This is a genomic window from Psychromonas marina (assembly GCF_030161115.1).
GTDB lineage: Bacteria > Pseudomonadota > Gammaproteobacteria > Enterobacterales > Psychromonadaceae > Psychromonas > Psychromonas marina.
In genome coordinates, this window is the sequence record NZ_BSPQ01000005.1 from 378,438 (window position 1) to 396,771 (window position 18,334).

An 18,334-nucleotide genomic window follows, 5' to 3' on the forward strand; every position below is an offset into this window, starting at 1 on the left:
CACATCAACGTAGTTGGTGCGAGTTGTTGGTGTGGTATAAACGTCGAGAAAGTGATAACAGCCTCAAACCTTGCCCTACGGTGCAATATCGCGATAAATCACGACCTTGGTTTAGTTTTGTAGGTTACTAAATATTGACGGGCTGAAACCCAACCTACAGGTTCATTTGTAACTATCTTTTGATCTACCTAACGACTAATTACTTACAGCTAATAACTGTTATTCGCCTTCAAATACTAAGTTTGAACGGCAGTGCTTACACAGGTAACGATCGCCTTTTAGTACTTTATTGTGGCGTCTTATGGTTAGCTGGTGGACTGTGCATGAGCAACGGTAAGTGAACTGTTTACCCGCAACATCTGTTGTATCGAGCTGGTGGGTGGTTAAAGCAGGGCGCTTAAATACGGTTTCCATGACATATTGCCACTGTTTGCCGTGCGGGCGAACTTTCCCGTATAGCTGAAAGGTGATTAAGTGTGCGACTTCGTGTGGAATGACCTGCTCAAAAAATTCCTCTTTGTTACTCATAAATAGAACAGGATTTATTTTGATTAGATTACGTTGCAGATGTGCCGTGCCTGCCGCTTTACCTCGTTGATTAAACAGGTACTCTGGTCGCTGAAAAGCGCGATCAAAAAAGCACTCGGCTTCAATGAAAAAATCTTCACCTTGAAGTTCGAGTGCTTTTTTATCTTGATCTGTCAGTTTCATCTTAATTTAGCATCACATCGCACGACTCGTTCTTATAAGAAAGGCGCGCTATCAGCTTTATTTAGAATGCATCTGCTTTAAGATCTTCAACTTTGTTCAGAGATTCCCAAGGGAACTCTTCACGACCAAAGTGACCGTATGCTGCAGTTGCTTGGTAGATAGGTTGAATAAGATCTAACATCTCGATTAAACCGTAAGGGCGTAAATCAAAGTGCTTGCTGATTAAGCTAACGATAAGATCTTTCGCTACTTTTTCAGTACCAAATGTTTCTACGCTGATAGATGTTGGCTCTGCAACACCAATTGCGTATGACACTTGAATCTCACAACGATCAGCAAGACCTGCTGCAACGATGTTTTTAGCAACGTAACGTGCTGCGTATGCTGCACTACGGTCAACTTTTGATGGATCTTTACCAGAGAATGCACCGCCACCGTGACGCGCTGTACCGCCGTAAGTATCAACGATAATTTTACGACCAGTTAGACCACAATCGCCTACTGGACCACCGATAACGAAACGGCCAGTTGGATTAATATGGAATTTAGTGCGTTCTGATAATAGGTGTGCAGGTAATACTGGCTTGATGATCTCTTCCATTACCGCTTCAACTAAATCTTTCTGTTGAATATCTTCAGAATGTTGCGTTGAAAGTACAACTGCATCAATACCCACAATCACGCCTTTATCGTAAGCAAATGTTACTTGGCTTTTTGCGTCTGGACGTAACCAGTCTAGCTTGCCACTCTTACGTACTTCAGCTTGTTTTTTAACAAGACGGTGTGCGTAAGTAACAGGAGCAGGCATGAAAACTTCAGTTTCATTAGTTGCGTAACCAAACATTAAACCTTGGTCACCAGCGCCTTGTTCACGAGGATCTTTACGGTCAACACCTTGATTAATATCAGGAGACTGTTTACCAACAACGTTTAATACTGCACATGAGTCAGCATCAAAGCCCATTTCAGAACTTGTGTAACCAATGTCACGTACTGTTTTACGTGTGATCTCTTCGATATCAACCCAAGCGTCAGTAGTGATTTCACCACCAACCATTACCATGCCTGTTTTGACGTAGGTTTCACAAGCAACACGTGCTTTTTTATCTTGCTTTAAAATTGCATCAAGTACCGCATCAGAAATTTGATCGGCGATTTTATCTGGATGACCTTCAGAAACTGATTCTGAAGTAAATAAGTCACGTGACATGTGAGCTCCTAAATAATAGTGTCATAATAATTTTTTTGGATGTTTTTACATCTAGACGTCTATCTTACCTTTTTTTGTGACGAAAGCTAGCCTATTTATTTAAGCTAATTTAAGTCATTGACAGATCTTGTGAACTATTTTGATAAAAAATGCTCTTAAATTAAGACGCTAGGTATATCTTCTCGGGTAATAATATTTTTCAGTTACTGCTTAATGGCTCGTCTGAATTGTAGATTTTTGCATATTCAATGATAACGGGTATATACTGCGTCTTCGCCCTTTTCCTCGTTATTATCGCTTGAGTTTTATTATGTCTTTTTTGAACCGTATTAAAGTGTTACTAAGCGCTTTTATCCACTTTATCAACAGCTTGCCACGTAAACATTTTTTTGCTCTGATTATATTGTTTGTGTGTTTATTGATCGTTTCATTTTTACCGAGTCAGTCCATAGAAACGAAACCAATTACTCGCCAGCTCGTGTTACCGACTCAATCGACCGCAATAGATAATTACACTAAGGCTGAACCGATTGAGGTTGAACGTGGTCAATATGGTGATTCAAGTTTTGATTTCAGTGGTAAGCGAGAGATAAAGTGGACAATTAAAGAGGGCGATACACTCAGTAATTTGTTCCAAGAAGAGGGCATTTCAGCAGCCGTTTTACACGAGCTACAAGAAGTAGATACATCGCATCTACGTTTGGGGAATCTGCTTCCAGGGCAAGAAATAAAAGTTTTATTAGATTCAGATAATTTGTTGTTAGCGTTAAAAATAAAGGTCGATTTTGCTAATACTCTGTCTTTCGTTTTAAAAGATGGTAGTTATATTGCGCTGCTGCAAACAGAAAAAGGTGAGTGGCGAAATAGTTATTATCAAGGCACTGTCACTGGTAGTTTTTACGTCAATGCCAAAGCTGCAGGGCTTTCAGACGGACAGATTCAGCAAATATCAGGGGCATTACAAGAAAAGTTTGATTTTAATCGTCAACTTCGTGTCGGCGATACTTTCCAAGTGTTAGTTGCAAAACAATATATCGATGGTCAATACACATATGATAGTGAAGTCTTAGCGGTATTAATTAAAAATAACCGACAAACTTATAGTGCTTTCTTAAACGAAGACGGACGCTATTTTGACGCAGACGGTAAAGGGTTAGGCAAAGCTTACCGCCGCTCCCCATTAGATGGTCGCTATCGAATCAGTTCTTCATTTAACCCTAAACGTTTACACCCAATTACTAAAAGAGTACGCCCACATAACGGTACTGACTTTGCTGTTGGTGTCGGTCATAAAGTCTATTCAATTGGTGATGGTGTGGTGCAATTCGCCGGTTATCACCCTGCTGCCGGTAACTACATCGTTATTAAACATGGCCGAAAATACACGACCCGTTACTTACATTTAAGTAAGTTATACGTGCGTAAAGGTCAGCGTATCAAAATGGGTAAATTAATTGGTAAATCAGGGAACACTGGGCGCTCAACTGGTCCGCATCTACATTATGAGTTCCATATTTATGGTAAGCCGGTGAACCCAATGAAGGTTAATTTACCACTTTCAGCAGAGATTTCGCAAAAGAATAAAAAAGCGTTTAATACACGCCGTGATAACTTCTTAAAAGAGATGAATGAAATTTAGTTAGCGGATTAAAGGAGTTTATTAATGTTACTTAATAGTGAAGCATATCATGCTTGTATCGGGTATTTTGCCGACAATCTGGCACTCTTCGAAGGCGTTAATGACGCTGCAGCAGGGGACCTTATTGCAGATATTGTTTCTGATCAAGTCGCTGGTATGCTGCTTACTTTTTTTCAGCAACAACGACACCTAAGTCATAAAACGCGTTTACAGGTAATGGCTGAGGGAGATAAGTTAGTTGAGGATATTGAGCAAATATTAGGTCGTTTTTGGGAGAAACCTGCCACTGCGGCACAAGCAGAGTTTATTAATGAGTATTTTTTACTGCTTAAAAACAGTCTAGATTCACAAGCTTCTATACATAGTTAATGCTAATAGCTAATGCTGTTGGTTAATATTTAGCGTTAATAACCTATTCTAACCAATTAATGATTCGGTCAGAATAGGTTCCCTACCACTTAACTTGGTTAAGCAAGGGTATGATGTAGATGTACTACTTCAAGTAATTGATCTTCACGCTCAAAACGACTTTCCATAATCTGTCCTAATTCCGATAGATCTTTATCAAAATTAAGCAGTGCTTGTTCGCTCGCGTTTTCTGCATATTTATCATTAAAGTTAAGTGCAGTATCGGTTGTTTTAGTGATGCGCGAGTATAGCTCTTGGGCTATCTTTAAGTTCTCTTCACCATCCAGTTTACACTGTGCAATGATCTGCTCATAGACTTCAAAATGTCCTCTTGAAGCGTAATCAAGTAATAGTTCACAGAACTGCGTTATCTTTTTTTGTTCAGGCAGGCTGCGTACTGAATTTTGGTAAGGCGGTAATCCTGCTAATTGGCAATACAAAACCACACACTCTTGGCGTGCTTCAAGCCAATCATCAATAATGGATAATGTTCCGCCCCATTCCTCTTTTGCTTGTTCTAATTTGGTTAGCATCGCACTTCCTTCATTATTATTATTTTAGGGTCATTAATTTATCAAAACTAAAGAATATTACTACTATCGTCAACTTGAATTTGAGTTTAACGCTTATCTTCATGTATAACTGTGAAGTGATTAAGGATTATTGGAAGGGAAAAATGAATACTGAAAAAAACTGTTGGTGGTTTATTGTTGCTCAGGGGCAAATATTACTTCAACCGCTAGGGGATTTTGTGCCCTACGGTAATTTAGAAGATTTGCCTTTGGCAGAGTCCTTGGTCACTGAAAAAATTAAAATTGGTGAATACCAATCAAGCCCTTGTTATTTAGTGCAATTAGATCAACAGCTTGATATTGGTTTTGGTGAATATAGCGACTTGCGTAGCTTATTAGGCAAGGTTGATGATCGTCTATTTGATCTTGCTGGGCGTGCATTCCAGCTAGTTAATTTTTATCAAACACATCAATATTGCGGTCAATGTGGGAATGAAATGCAAGCGATAGAATGGGAGGTGGCGATGAAGTGCTATCACTGCCAACATCGCTGTTACCCGCGTGTTTCACCGTGCATGATTGTTGCGGTACGTAAAGATAAGCAAATTTTATTAGCATTGCACCGTCGTCATCAAAAAGATGGCTTAGAGATATATACCACCCTAGCTGGCTTTACTGAAGCGGGTGAAACACTGGAGCAATGCGTTGAACGAGAAGTTTTTGAAGAGGTTGGCCTCAAGATTAAAAATATTGAGTATGTGACCAGTCAACCTTGGCCTTTCCCGCACTCGCTAATGATGGGCTACATTGCAGACTATCAATCGGGTGAGATAAAGATCGATCCAAGAGAGTTAACCAGTGCTGCTTGGTATGATATTGATGATCTGCCAAACCTACCAAATGAAGGCACGGTAGCCAGAAAATTAATTAATTGTCAGATCGCTAACTGTCGCTAGAAAATGATTAAAATGATTGTTAAAAATGATAGCATACGCGCAACATAATTTTAAAAAGCAACAGGATAGAGCATGACAGAATTAAAAAATGATCGATATATTCGCGCCTTATTAAAGCAAGATGTCGATAAAACACCTGTATGGATGATGCGCCAAGCTGGACGCTACCTACCTGAATATAAAGCAACACGCGCTCAAGCGGGTGATTTTATGTCGCTATGCCGCAATGCAGACCTTGCCTGTGAAGTGACGCTTCAGCCATTGCGTCGTTTTGATCTTGATGCCGCTATTCTTTTCTCTGATATTTTAACTATTCCTGATGCGATGGGACTAGGGCTTTACTTTTCAGAGGGTGAGGGTCCTAAGTTTGAACGCCCAATTAGCTGTAAAAAAGACGTTGATAACTTAATCATGCCTGATCCTGAAGGTGAATTGCAGTATGTGATGAATGCGGTACGTACTATTCGTCGTGATCTTAAAGGTGAAGTGCCATTAATTGGTTTTTCAGGCAGTCCTTGGACATTAGCAACTTATATGGTTGAAGGTAGCGGTTCAAAGTTTTTCACTAAAATTAAAAAAATGGCCTTTGCTGACCCTCAGATTTTACACGCACTATTAGACAAGTTAGCTGATTCTGTCATTAGTTACTTGAATGCACAAATCGCAGCTGGCGCGCAATCTGTGATGGTATTTGATACCTGGGGTGGTATTTTATCGCCACGCGATTATAAAGACTTCTCATTACAATATATGGCAAAAATTGTGGATGGTTTAACCCGCAGTTATGATGGTCAAAAAATCCCAGTTACTCTATTCACCAAAAATGGTGGTCAATGGATCGAACAAATTGCAGATACTGGCTGTGATGCAATTGGCTTAGATTGGACTATTGATATGGCGACCGCTAAAGCACGTGTAGGTTCCCGTGTTGCATTACAAGGCAACATGGATCCATCGATGTTATACGCATCGCCAGAGCGTATTCGCCAGGAAGTCTCTACTATCCTTGAGAGCTTTGGTCCTGGTAATGGTCATGTGTTTAACCTAGGGCATGGTATCCACTTAGATGTACCACCTGAAAATGCGAAAGTATTTGTTGATGCAGTACATGAATTGAGTGTCCCTTACCATAAGTAACTACTCACTTTGATCATTCTTTGAGTAAATAAAAACCATGCACATGCATGGTTTTTTTATGTCTCAAGTAAAATGTGAATACGTTCCTTTGTTGTTGTTATTATTGATTTATTTAACTTTTTTTAGCTGGTTCCTGTATTGAACACTGCGTCATTTAAAAATAAATAGCTCAAATTAACATTGTTTTCGGGTAGAATAGCGCCACTAGATCTTCACCAGCGGAAATAGCTCACTTTGAACTATGACTGATGATTAATTTAACCGAGGAATGAGTAAGAAAATGGAAACTAGCCGACCGATCAAAAGAGCACTATTAAGTGTTTCTGACAAAGCAGGTATTGTTGAATTTGCACGTGAATTAGCGGAAAAAGGAGTTGAAATTCTGTCTACAGGCGGAACTTGTAAACTACTTGCTGATAATGGCATTAATGTTACTGAAGTTTCAGATTACACAGGTTTTCCTGAGATGATGGATGGCCGTGTTAAAACACTCCACCCGAAAATTCATGGTGGCATTCTTGCTCGCCGCGGTGTTGACGAAGATATTATGTCAGCAAATGATATCCAAGCAATTGATATGGTTGTTGTAAACCTATATCCATTTGCTGCAACGGTTGCTAACCCAGATTGTAAGCTTGAAGATGCAATTGAAAATATCGATATCGGTGGTCCAACGATGGTTCGCTCTGCTGCGAAAAATCATAAAGACGTAACGATTGTCGTTAATGCTTCTGATTACTCACGCATCTTAACGGAGATGAATGATAATCAAGGTGGTTTAACTTACCAAACTCGTTTCGATTTAGCGATTGCTGCTTTTGAGCATACAGCACAATACGACGGTATGATTGCTAATTACTTCGGTACAAAAGTACCTAGCTACGGCGAAAACAAAGAGGGTGATGAGGAATCTCAATTCCCACGCACATTCAACATGCAATTCCAGAAAAAGCAAGATATGCGTTACGGTGAAAACTCTCACCAATCTGCTGCTTTTTATGTTGAAAATGAAGTACAAGAAGCGTCAGTTGCAACAGCGACTCAGCTTCAAGGTAAAGCTCTTTCTTACAATAACATTGCAGATACTGATGCAGCGCTTGAGTGTGTTAAAGAGTTCAGCGAACCAGCATGTGTGATTGTTAAGCACGCAAATCCATGTGGTGTTGCCGTTGCAGGTAACATTCTTGATGCCTACGAAGGTGCTTACAAAACAGACCCTACATCAGCATTTGGTGGCATCATCGCCTTTAACCGTGAGTTAGATGCAGATACTGCTGAAGCGATTGTTTCTCGTCAATTCGTTGAAGTGATCATCGCACCATCAGTAAGCGCAGAAGCGGCACAAATTGTAGCGGCTAAGAAAAACCTACGTTTATTAGAGTGTGGCGAATGGGCTGATAAAACGACTGAGTTTGACATTAAACGTGTTAACGGTGGTTTATTAGTACAGGATCGCGACCAAGGTATGGTTGGACTTGAAGATCTTAAAGTCGTTTCTAAACGTCAACCTACTGAAGCTGAATTTGCAGATCTACTATTTAGCTGGAAAGTAGCTAAATTTGTTAAATCAAACGCAATTGTTTACGTTAAAAACAGTGCAACTGTAGGTGTTGGCGCAGGTCAAATGAGCCGTGTTTACAGTGCTAAAATCGCAGGTATTAAAGCTGCTGATGAAAACCTAGTGGTTGAAGGTTCAGTAATGTCATCGGATGCGTTCTTCCCATTCCGTGACGGTATTGATGCAGCAGCAGAAGCTGGCATTAGTTGTGTGATTCAGCCAGGTGGTTCAATGCGTGATGATGAAGTTATCGCAGCAGCAGACGAACATAACATGGCAATGGTGTTCACGGGAATGCGTCACTTCCGCCATTAATCATTTTTTGCGTCGTGCTTTAGTTCGAACTCGGCGTTAAAAGTGCTCACTTGCAGTAGCAAGCTCCGCGCTTTTGCCTTGATTTCGGACGAAATCACTTAGCAAAAAAACGATTAATCTAATTGTAATTTTAAGGTGAAAACCGCTCATTTGCAGTAGCAAGCTCCGCGTTTTCACCTTGGTTTCAGACTAAACCACTTAGTAAAAATACAATTAACCTTTTACCTTAATTTAAAATGAAATCACTTAGTAAAAGAGATAAACCTTTTAAATTTTTATTAAAGAATTGCAGTGAGTCAGAGCTAAGCTATTTAGCGTTAGTTCAAGGAAAAAGCGCGCAGTTTAGTCCTTTAAATGCGCACTTTTGACGATGAAATAGTGCTAAATGGCGACGGTCTGGTTCACGTGAGGAAAACAGAATGAATGTACTGATTATTGGTAATGGCGGTCGTGAGCATGCTCTAGCATGGAAAGTGGCTCAGAATGAACAAGTTAAAAATATCTTTGTTGCACCGGGTAATGCAGGTAGCGCACTTGAAGCTAAAGTCTCGAATGTAAATATCGGTGTTGAAGATATCGATGCATTGGTTGCTTTTGCAAAAGAAAACAACGTTGAGCTAACCATTGTTGGCCCTGAAGCTCCGCTAGTAATTGGTGTGGTTGATGCATTCCAAGAAGCAGGTCTTGCTTGTTTCGGTCCAACTAAGGGCGCTGCACAGTTAGAAGGCTCTAAAGCATTCACTAAAGACTTCTTAGCACGTCATGATATCCCAAGCGCTTGGTACCAAAATTTCACTGAAGTAGAGCCTGCATTGGCTTATGTCCGTGAAAAAGGCGCACCAATCGTAATCAAAGCTGATGGCCTTGCTGCGGGTAAAGGCGTAATTGTTGCGATGACGCTTCAAGAAGCTGAAGATGCGATTCAAGATATGCTTGCCGGTAATGCATTTGGCGAAGCGGGCCACCGTGTTGTCATTGAAGAGTTCTTAGATGGTGAAGAAGCTTCATTTATCGTGATGGTAGATGGTGAAAACATTGTACCGATGGCAACAAGCCAAGATCATAAACGTGTAGGTGATGGCGATACAGGTCCTAACACAGGTGGCATGGGCGCATATTCTCCTGCACCAGTAGTAACACCTGAAATGCATGACCGTATTATGGACTTGGTGATTAAACCTACCGTTGAAGGCATGGCAAGTGAAGGTAATACTTACACTGGTTTCCTTTACGCGGGTCTAATGATCATGGCCGATGGAACACCTAAAGTCATTGAATATAACTGTCGTTTTGGTGATCCTGAAACACAGCCGATCATGTTACGTATGAAGTCTGACATTGTTACTTTATGTCTTGCTGGTGTTAACGGTGAACTTAACGGCATGGTTGCTGAATTTGATTCTCGTGCTGCAATTGGTGTTGTATTAGCCGCTGGCGGTTACCCTGCTGATTACAAAAAAGGCTTAGTGATTTCTGGTATTCCAGCAGAATCTGAAGGTCTTAAAGTTTTCCATGCGGGCACAACAGAAGTTGATGGCGAAGTAGTTACAAACGGTGGCCGTGTACTGTGTGCAACAGCACTTGGTAATACTGTAACTGAAGCGCAGCAGAAAGCTTATGAGCTGACTAAACAGATTAGTTGGGATGGCATGTTCCATCGTAACGATATCGCTTACCGTGCGATTGCGCGTGAAGCTGAAAAATCATAGAAAGTTGTTAGTCGTTAGCTGTTAGTTATTAGCTAGGGACATACACTAAAAAGCCGATGCATCTATTTATATAGGGCATCGGCTTTTTTGATCTTTGCTGTGAAGCTTAAAGTCTCGAGCTACGAGCTACGAGCTACGAAGTTCGCTACTCGCCACTCAAAGTTCGTGACTCGCCACTCGAATTTCGTGATTCGCCACTCGAAGTTCGTTACTCGTAGCTATATCTCAACCACTAAATCTGAATTCGCTTTAGTACTACAACTCAATACATACCCTAACTCAATCTGCTCCGCTGTCAGCGTCTCTTGACTCGTACTGACTACATTGCCAGAGACTTTACACTTACACGCCCCACAGACGCCTGATTTGCACGAATAAGGTACTTTAATACCTGCGCCATGCAGTGCATCTAGTAACGTTTGCTGATCATTGGCAATAAAGGCTTTATCAATAGCTGGTACGCTAATCTCATGGGTGATATCAGAGAAGACTGTCTCGCCAGTTTTCGCTTCGGCTACAAAACTTTCTTTATGGAAATAGTCCATATCAAAATCAGTTGCAGAGACAATCTCTTCAACTGATTTCATGTACAAAGAAGGTCCACAAATGAAGATTGTCTGCTCGCTAACACTTGCTACCAATTCAGCGAACATTGTTTTGTCCAAACGGCCATGAAAATCAGTCGCATTATCTGTCGTTTCTAAAATCATCGTTAGGCGGAAGTTTTTATGTTTATCAGCAAGTTCGTTTAATAGCGACAGCATAATCACATCGTCACTGCGACGAGCGCTATGGATAAAGTGGATGTTAATTGCTTGCTCGGTATCAAGAATATCACGTGCAATCGCCAGACATGGTGTAATGCCACTGCCCGCGCTCATTAACAGTAGATTGTTGGTAGTTTTATTTTCTTCACGGGTAAATTTACCCGCTGGTGCCATTGCAGGAAGCGCATGACCAGCTTGTAAGTTATCAATCAGGTAATTAGATATCTTTCCACCTGGAACTCGTTTAATAGCTACTGTCACACTATTAGGTTTTGCTGGTGATGAGCAGATCGAGTAGGCGCGATATAATAGATTATTGTAATGATTAATTTCAAAAGTTAAAAATTGACCTGCTTGAAAATTAAAAGGACGTTGGTCTAGATGTTCAAATTCAAAAGTACTTGCATCACTGGTTTCATCAACACGTTTAATGCAGCGTAGGCGTTCAAATTGGTTTTCAGTCGTTGTCATGCGTTTCTCTTGAGTAAAAGTGAGGCTAAAAAAAAGGTGAAACCGAAGTTTCACCTTTTTAGTGTTTAATGGCTAAAGATTAGCCATTAACAGATTCTTTAAGTGCTTTACCAGCAACAAAAGCAGGTACGTTTGCTGCTTTAATTTCAATATCTGCACCCGTTTGTGGGTTGCGACCAGTACGTGCTGCACGGTGGTTTACTTTAAAAGTACCAAAACCGATAAGCTGAACGGGTTCGCCATCTTTTAGGCTATCAGTGACGCTTGCAAGAATTTGCTCTAAAGCTGCTTTTGCTTGAACTTTAGTCAATTCTGATTTTTCTGCGATGTCTGCAACAAGTTGAGTTTTATTCATTTATCGATTTCCATAATTAGTAAGGAGAAAATTAATGTAACTTACCGAAATAATGTATTTCAAGTGCTATTACGAAGTAAAGATTAATCACAACAAAACGATAATAAATTACTTTTAAATGTTTTTATTGTGCCAAAAATCACATAAATTTCATGAAATTAGCCTTCCAACTCAATACCTAGGTTAGTTGCACCATATTCTCGGACAAAGGTTCTGATCGATTTTATCAATTCTGGGCTACGTTCATTGTCTAACATTTGCAACAATTCTGTCTGAAATTCAAGCTGTGCAATAAACAGTGGTTGGCTTTGTAGCACGCTGTCATCAAGCTCTTCTTCGCTTTGTAACTCGATAAAACTGGCGATAGTTGAGAAGTTAGTTTGACTCGCGTTGAGTGCTTCCTCTTTAGATTTTATTAAAAAGGAGTTAAAAGCGCAGCTTAAAATGACGCAATGATCGATAGCTGGGTAGACGCCATAAAAATCATGGTCACCTGCATCAGGAATTATTTCATCAAAATGCTCTTGCTGCGTGGTGAAGTTTATTTTTGCACCTTTAACGGTCATTTTTTCCCAAAATAGCTGATTTAGTTTATCAATATCATCGCCTAAATCACTTTCTGTCGCATCACAAAACAGATGGAAATGTAAAACGGTTTGTTCACTTAATGCCATACAAAAAACGCTTTGTTGCCAGCTAAGTAAATTTTCTAGTTGTTCGTTAATAGGGAGTGACAGCATAGGTTTCCTAAAATAAGGTGGAAAATAGCAAGCATATAGTGAATCGCTAAAAAAGCCACCTAGGGACGTCTTTTTAGCGTATTTTTTATAGGCATAAAAAAAGCGACGTTAACGTCGCTTTATTATATTTGGTTAATTAATTAACCCATGCCATATTTTTTCAATTTTTTACGTAGCGTACCACGGTTAATACCTAGCATAGTCGCTGCACGAGTTTGATTGCCACGTGTGTATTGCATGATGATATCTAACATTGGCGCTTCAACTTCTGATAATACTAGTTCGTATAACTCAGTTGTATCTTGTCCGTTTAGCTGTGCCACATAACCAGAAACAGCTTGACGCACTGAATCGCGAAGTGGTTTTTGAGTTATTTGCCCGGTAGCCGGAATACTAGTTGTAGTTGTAAGTGCTTCTTGAGGAATATTTTGTTCAAACATGGCTGTTAACTCTTTAATTATTCAAATAAATTTCTAACGTCTTCAACTGCTCAATTGGGCAGTCAATAGCATTAAATTGTCGTTTAAAGTAACCTAATTGGTCTTGCGCTTGTAAATACCACCCTACGTGCTTCCTAGCTATACGCGGTCCCATCACTTCACCATAAAACGCATGTAAAGCTTCAACATGGCCTAATAGCAGTGTGGTAACATCCTGTTTATCCATTGGTGATTTATGTTCACCCGTGGTTAAGTAGTGGTTTATCTCGTTGAATATCCAAGGTGCACCTTGTGCTCCTCGTCCAATCATAATGGCGTCTGCACCCGTGTGTTCAAGCACATATTTCGCTTTTTCAACACTGGTAATGTCGCCATTTGCAATTACAGGTATAGTTACATTTTCTTTAATTATTTTTATTGTGTCGTACTCTGCATCGCCTTTATAAAGACATTGGCGAGTTCGACCATGTACTGCAAGTGCTTGGATACCGGCTTGTTGGGCAATTTGTGCTATTTCCAGACCATTTCTGCTCTCAGGATCCCAGCCAGTGCGAATTTTCAAAGTAACAGGTATATCAACCGCATCAACCACTGACTCTAAAATTGCTTTCACAAGTTCAGGATGTGGCAGTAGGGCAGAGCCTGCTTTTTTCTTATTCACTTTCTTAGCGGGACATCCCATATTGATATCAACAATCTGTGCGCCTTGTTGCACACATAACTGTGCAGCGGTGGCCATTGCCTTTGGCTCAGAGCCAGCAATTTGCACGGAGCGAATACCCGATTCGCCATGGTAATCCATTCTTAACCTAGATTTTTTGCTATTCCAGACACGCGGATTGGACGACAACATTTCAGACACAGCAAGTCCAGCACCTTGGCTTCTACAAAGCTCACGAAAAGGACGATCAGTCACTCCCGCCATCGGTGCCAAAATAATATTGTTGTGTAATTGGTGTTTTCCAATCTGCATATAAAATAGTCAATCTCTCTAACTCAAGGCGGCGTAGTTTACGCATTTTTGCAAACAGAATAAAGGTTAATAATTAACCATTATGCAATTATTTTGCTTGCAAATTGCCCAATATTCAGATTGATCTCATTTTTGTAGGGTTATTGTTGGCTTTTTGAACACTTTTGACCAGAAAGACGTGCCCATTCCTCTTTTACTTGTGCTGCGTCCATTTCAAACCACTGACTGTAAGTTTCAATCAGTTCATCCGCTTGTTGCTCTAGAATGCCTGAAAGTGCAAGTTTTCCACTTGGTTTTACTAATGCTTCAATGCTGCCTGACAACTCACGTAATGGTCCTGCAAGAATATTTGCCACTAATACGTCGGCTAAAATACCTTCTGGCAAATCAGCTGGAAGGTATAATTCAAGCTGTTCTGATACGTTATTACGTTCTGCATTATCACGGCTTGCTGTAATCGCTTGTGGGTCAATATCGATGCCAATAACACGTTTTGCACCCAGTTTTAATGCTGCAATTGCTAAAATGCCAGAGCCACAACCAAAATCGAGTACCACTTTATCCTGTAGATCTTGGCCATCAAGCCATGCTAAACAAAGCGCTGTTGTTGGGTGAGTACCTGTACCAAAGGCTAAGCCTGGGTCTAGCATAACGTTCACTGCATTCTCATCTGGTACTGGTTTCCAGCTTGGGCAGATCCATAAACGTTTACCAAATTGCATTGGGTGGAAGTTATCCATCCACTCACGTTCCCAATCTTTATCTTCTAATTGCTCTACTTTAAATGCGAAGTCATCTGCCAGTAATGGGCTTTTTTTAAGTACCTCGACGATAGCTTGCATATCAGCGTCAGCTTCATAAAGGCCGGTGATGTCTGTATCGCCCCAAAGACGTGTTTCGCCTGGTAAAGGTTCGAAAACAGGTGTGTCTTGAGCATCAGTAAAAGTCGCAGAAAGTGCGCCATTACTCATCAACAGTTCACCGATATCTTCAGCATTAGCTGATGTTGCATTTAATTTAAGTTGTATCCAAGGCATATTTTTAATCCTATTTGTGTATTTTTCAGGGAGAATACAGGGGAAGTGAATAATATTCCAATTGATTGAAAAATAGTCGAAGGTAATTTGAATGTAAAGATGAGAGCCGTTACCCATTAATGATTGCAAGTTCGGTGTAAAATATTAAGATTAAATTAAAATTTATATTGCCCTTTGCTTCCTGGATTAAGAAATGACTAAAATTGTAATAATTGATGATCATCAACTATTTTTACATGGGTTAAAGCTGACATTAGAAAACAGTAATAATGAAGTGCTGATTTTTGATAACCCTTTATTAGCGCTGATGAAAATTGAAAAGTTACAACCCGATCTGATTCTGATGGATCTAAAAATGCCTGAAATGGATGGCATTTGTATGATTGACGAGTTAGCAAAACGGCATATTTTTTCACCTGTCGTAGTACTTTCTGCCTGTGAAGAGTACAAAGAGGTGTTGATTGCACTGCAAAAAGGAGCAATGGGTTTTATCCCCAAATCCTATGCACCACAGGATATGCTGGCGGGGTTGGAATCTGTTCTATTAGGGAATATTTTTATACCTGATGAAGTGGAGCAACAACTCGAAAACTTGGTGGTAGAGGAGCGTAAAAATAGGGAGATGTACCATCTTTCTGATCGCCAAGCTGAAATTTTATCACTTTTATATTCGGGCAATACGAATCGAGAAATAGCAGAACAACTCTCTATCTCTCCGGATACAGTGAAATTTCACCAGAAAGGTATCTATCAGGTATTACAAGTATCGGGTGTGAGCAGTCGCGCTAAAGCAATCGAAAAAGCCTTAAAAGTAGGGCTGTTGAGCTCATAGCTTTTTATTCTACATTTCCTTCTGCTAATAAACGACGTAATAATAAGCGTAATACCGGCGGCTTTATCGGTTTATGTAAAATTTTATAACTTCTAAGTTCTCCCTCTTTCAGTTTATCTGGGTCAATATCACCTGTTAGTAGTAATGCAGGAAGATGTTGTTTTTGCTGTGCAAGTTTAATCAGCTCAACACCATTTTTATTATCTGGCAATTGGTAGTCAGAAATAATAAGTGCAAAGGATGTACTTGCTAGGAGTTGGATTGCTTGTTCACTATCGCTTGCACAATCTACGCTGTAACCCCAATTTTGTAAGAGCATTGATAGTGCAGATAAAATACTTTCATCATCATCAATCAGTAAAATATGAGCGCTGTTTTCTTGACCTAGCATACTTTTCTTAGCGACGACTTCAGTCTTTACACCTTCTGCTATTTGCAGTGAAAAACAGCTGCCATTTGCAGAGGTTTTAACGTTAATCTCGCTGTTTAAAAGCTTTGCTTTTCGTTGCGAAAGTGCCAACCCTAATCCAATACCCTTGGCTTTGTTGTGTTTAGGGTTATTCGCATAATATTGCTCATCAAAAAGGGCTTTAAGCTGTGCAGCACCTATACCCTTCCCTCTGTTCCAAACTTGAATCACTATATTTTTATGTTGCTGATGAGCGGTTAATAAAATCACCTCTCCGAGCTTTTGTGAGCCATGTATTCTGGCGTTACTGAGTAAGTTATCAATAATTTCACTCAGTAATTTAGCGTCTGTTTTAAGTACTGACCTGTGCAAGCGTATTTTTAATTTCATTCCTTGTGATTCTGCAATTTTTGATTGTTTTTCGATCACTTTTGCAAGACATTTCTGTACTGTAATATTTTTTATATTTGCTTTTACGCTGTTAGCGTCGAGTGCCGCAAGTTCAAGTAATGACGATAGCCAATGATCTAATTGAGTTGATGCTGACAGTAAATTTTCAATGACTAGTTTTTGTTGCGGATCATTGTCTTTATTGCTGAGAAGCTCACCGTATAACGATAAGCTCGTTAAAGGTTGGCGAATATCATGAATAATTGTTTTTAAATAAACAGCATGATTATCCTTTAATTTCGCTGATGAGGAGGGGATGTCGGGAGTATTTACTTTTACTGTGCCACGGTTGTTTTTTATATGGGAATAGATCGTTAAAAATATGAGGGTAAATAAAAATAGTAGGTTAAAAATAAAGACCAGTGTACTTATTTCACCGACAACCGCAGTAAAGCTATAACAGATAATAACCACGATGTTATTGGCAACTAATAGTTTAAAATTATAGGAGAGGATATAAGCATAAAAAAGCGGTAATAAGAGTGTGAAATAAAGAAAACTGTTTTGAGATGTCGCTATTTCAAAATGACTATTAATGGTGATAAAAAATGTAGTGAATAGAGTGAGCACCGGAATACAGAGGAGGCTTTGCTGATCTTTGTTATTTATTAAGGTATGAATGAGATATGCGCATAAAAAGATGGCTGCTATTGGCATTATTAACGGTAAATTAAATACAGCAGGGCGAGAGAATAGCGAATAACTCTGCAGTGTACCAATGAGGTAGAAAATAAGAAAAGCACAAAGTATTGCGATATTATAAATACGCAGTGACTGCCATCTTTTAAGCAGAATGTGGTTATTGCTGTACAGGATATTCATAATCTTAATTTAGCATGCTGTAAATGGTTGCTTGGATAGCAAAAGAGAGAAGATAAATGGAAACAAAAAAAAAGCCTAACAAAGTTAGGCTTGCCTGTAATAATAAGAGACATATTACAGGCAAGCCTAACAAAGTTAGGCTTGCCTGTAATATGTCTCTTATTATTACAACTTTTTTATAACAATTAAAATCCATTTTTTGGCATTTAAAGTGGGTTTACTACTATGCCTTAAACTCCTTAAGACAAAGGTAGAATGCCTTAACTTAATTCTTTAAGTAACTACCTACCTAGGTAGTTTTTCATATTTTGCTGAAAAAATTAAACAGTCAATTAATCTAGTGTGACACTGGTCACGTTTTCGGTTTTCGGAGCAATGTTAACTAGCGCGCTGTCTCAGTTTCACGGATCGATTGTAGCGCGAGAGAATAACCTTTTGCCCCTAATCCGCAGATTACACCCGTGGCAATATCAGAAAGATAAGAGTGATGACGGAACGATTCTCGTGCATGCACATTTGACAGGTGGACTTCAATAAAGGGAATACTGACACCTAGCAAGGCATCACGAAGTGCCACGCTAGTATGGGTAAATGCCGCTGGGTTGATGATAATGAAGTCAATTTTATTAAAAGATTGGTGTATTCTTTCAATTAACTCATATTCACGATTGCTTTGCAGATGAGTTAATTCAATATTCATTGCTTCTGCTTCAATAGAAAGTGCATTGATAATGTCGTTTAGTGTTTGACTACCATATACCTCTGGCTCGCGTTGTCCAAGTAGGTTTAAATTTGGTCCATTTAACACTAAGACGTTAATTTTTGTGGGCATAAAAAAAGACTCCTAAAACAATATGTTTAGGAGTCTATCGAGTTGTTAAAT

General features: G+C 39.6%; 18 protein-coding genes. 7 read left to right on the forward strand and 11 right to left on the reverse strand.

What is annotated here, in order from left to right; genetic code table 11:
• Positions 1 to 219: 219 nt before the first annotated feature.
• Both QQK09_RS10220 and metK read right to left on the reverse strand, forming a co-directional pair.
• Positions 220 to 711 (reverse strand): SprT family zinc-dependent metalloprotease, encoded by a 492-nt coding sequence (locus QQK09_RS10220; protein WP_284204033.1) that lies wholly within the window; start codon positions 709 to 711, stop codon positions 220 to 222.
• A 61-nt stretch (positions 712 to 772) separates the two neighbouring features.
• Positions 773 to 1,921 (reverse strand): methionine adenosyltransferase, encoded by a 1,149-nt coding sequence (gene metK / locus QQK09_RS10225; RefSeq protein ID WP_284204034.1) that lies wholly within the window; start codon positions 1,919 to 1,921, stop codon positions 773 to 775.
• Positions 1,922 to 2,231: 310 nt separating this feature from the next.
• Here metK and QQK09_RS10230 point away from each other — a divergent pair, with 310 nt between their 5' ends.
• Positions 2,232 to 3,560, forward strand: a complete 1,329-nt coding sequence (locus tag QQK09_RS10230; protein WP_284204035.1) for a peptidoglycan DD-metalloendopeptidase family protein — start codon at positions 2,232 to 2,234, stop codon at positions 3,558 to 3,560.
• Positions 3,561 to 3,584: 24 nt separating this feature from the next.
• A complete protein-coding gene (locus QQK09_RS10235; RefSeq protein WP_284204036.1) occupies positions 3,585 to 3,929 on the forward strand; it encodes a DUF3802 family protein in 345 nt (114 codons plus the stop codon).
• Between the two features lie 98 nt (positions 3,930 to 4,027).
• Here the strand turns inward: QQK09_RS10235 and rsd are convergent, their stop codons facing one another.
• Entirely contained in the window at positions 4,028 to 4,501 is a 474-nt protein-coding gene (gene rsd / locus QQK09_RS10240) for a sigma D regulator (protein ID WP_284204037.1), read from the reverse strand.
• Positions 4,502 to 4,644: 143 nt separating this feature from the next.
• Here rsd and nudC point away from each other — a divergent pair, with 143 nt between their 5' ends.
• The 4 genes from nudC to purD all read left to right on the forward strand — a co-directional run bounded on the left by nudC (position 4,645) and on the right by purD (position 10,155).
• Positions 4,645 to 5,436 carry an NAD(+) diphosphatase gene (nudC, locus tag QQK09_RS10245; RefSeq protein WP_284204038.1) on the forward strand — a complete coding sequence of 264 codons (792 nt, stop codon included), beginning with the start codon at positions 4,645 to 4,647 and terminating at the stop codon, positions 5,434 to 5,436.
• 72 nt (positions 5,437 to 5,508) lie between these two features.
• Positions 5,509 to 6,573 (forward strand): uroporphyrinogen decarboxylase, encoded by a 1,065-nt coding sequence (hemE, locus tag QQK09_RS10250; RefSeq protein WP_284204039.1) that lies wholly within the window; start codon positions 5,509 to 5,511, stop codon positions 6,571 to 6,573.
• Positions 6,574 to 6,853: 280 nt separating this feature from the next.
• A complete protein-coding gene (gene purH, locus QQK09_RS10255; protein WP_284204040.1) occupies positions 6,854 to 8,446 on the forward strand; it encodes a bifunctional phosphoribosylaminoimidazolecarboxamide formyltransferase/IMP cyclohydrolase in 1,593 nt (530 codons plus the stop codon).
• 419 nt (positions 8,447 to 8,865) lie between these two features.
• Positions 8,866 to 10,155, forward strand: coding sequence for a phosphoribosylamine--glycine ligase (gene purD, locus QQK09_RS10260; protein ID WP_284204041.1), 1,290 nt, complete (start codon positions 8,866 to 8,868; stop codon positions 10,153 to 10,155).
• Between the two features lie 218 nt (positions 10,156 to 10,373).
• On the opposite strand, the gene QQK09_RS10265 is transcribed toward purD, so the two are convergent.
• The 6 genes from QQK09_RS10265 to prmA form a co-directional block, all read right to left on the reverse strand.
• The gene (locus tag QQK09_RS10265; RefSeq protein WP_284204042.1) at positions 10,374 to 11,393 is read right to left on the reverse strand and encodes an FAD-binding oxidoreductase; all 1,020 of its coding nucleotides are present in this window, start codon (positions 11,391 to 11,393) and stop codon (positions 10,374 to 10,376) included.
• Positions 11,394 to 11,472: 79 nt separating this feature from the next.
• Entirely contained in the window at positions 11,473 to 11,748 is a 276-nt protein-coding gene (locus QQK09_RS10270; protein ID WP_284204043.1) for an HU family DNA-binding protein, read from the reverse strand.
• 158 nt (positions 11,749 to 11,906) lie between these two features.
• Positions 11,907 to 12,488, reverse strand: coding sequence for a YjaG family protein (locus QQK09_RS10275; protein ID WP_284204044.1), 582 nt, complete (start codon positions 12,486 to 12,488; stop codon positions 11,907 to 11,909).
• Positions 12,489 to 12,628: 140 nt separating this feature from the next.
• The gene (gene fis / locus QQK09_RS10280; protein WP_101080750.1) at positions 12,629 to 12,928 is read right to left on the reverse strand and encodes a DNA-binding transcriptional regulator Fis; all 300 of its coding nucleotides are present in this window, start codon (positions 12,926 to 12,928) and stop codon (positions 12,629 to 12,631) included.
• Between the two features lie 13 nt (positions 12,929 to 12,941).
• A complete protein-coding gene (gene dusB, locus QQK09_RS10285; protein ID WP_284204045.1) occupies positions 12,942 to 13,901 on the reverse strand; it encodes a tRNA dihydrouridine synthase DusB in 960 nt (319 codons plus the stop codon).
• A gap of 140 nt (positions 13,902 to 14,041) precedes the next feature.
• The gene (gene prmA, locus QQK09_RS10290) at positions 14,042 to 14,938 is read right to left on the reverse strand and encodes a 50S ribosomal protein L11 methyltransferase (RefSeq protein ID WP_284204046.1); all 897 of its coding nucleotides are present in this window, start codon (positions 14,936 to 14,938) and stop codon (positions 14,042 to 14,044) included.
• A gap of 193 nt (positions 14,939 to 15,131) precedes the next feature.
• Here prmA and QQK09_RS10295 point away from each other — a divergent pair, with 193 nt between their 5' ends.
• Positions 15,132 to 15,770 (forward strand): response regulator, encoded by a 639-nt coding sequence (locus QQK09_RS10295; RefSeq protein ID WP_284204047.1) that lies wholly within the window; start codon positions 15,132 to 15,134, stop codon positions 15,768 to 15,770.
• Between the two features lie 4 nt (positions 15,771 to 15,774).
• On the opposite strand, the gene QQK09_RS10300 is transcribed toward QQK09_RS10295, so the two are convergent.
• Together QQK09_RS10300 and aroQ are read right to left on the reverse strand one after the other, a co-directional pair.
• On the reverse strand, positions 15,775 to 17,451 hold the full coding sequence (locus tag QQK09_RS10300) for an ATP-binding response regulator (protein WP_284204048.1): 1,677 nt from the start codon (positions 17,449 to 17,451) through the stop codon (positions 15,775 to 15,777).
• 382 nt (positions 17,452 to 17,833) lie between these two features.
• On the reverse strand, positions 17,834 to 18,283 hold the full coding sequence (aroQ, locus tag QQK09_RS10305; protein ID WP_284204049.1) for a type II 3-dehydroquinate dehydratase: 450 nt from the start codon (positions 18,281 to 18,283) through the stop codon (positions 17,834 to 17,836).
• Positions 18,284 to 18,334 lie beyond the last annotated feature (51 nt).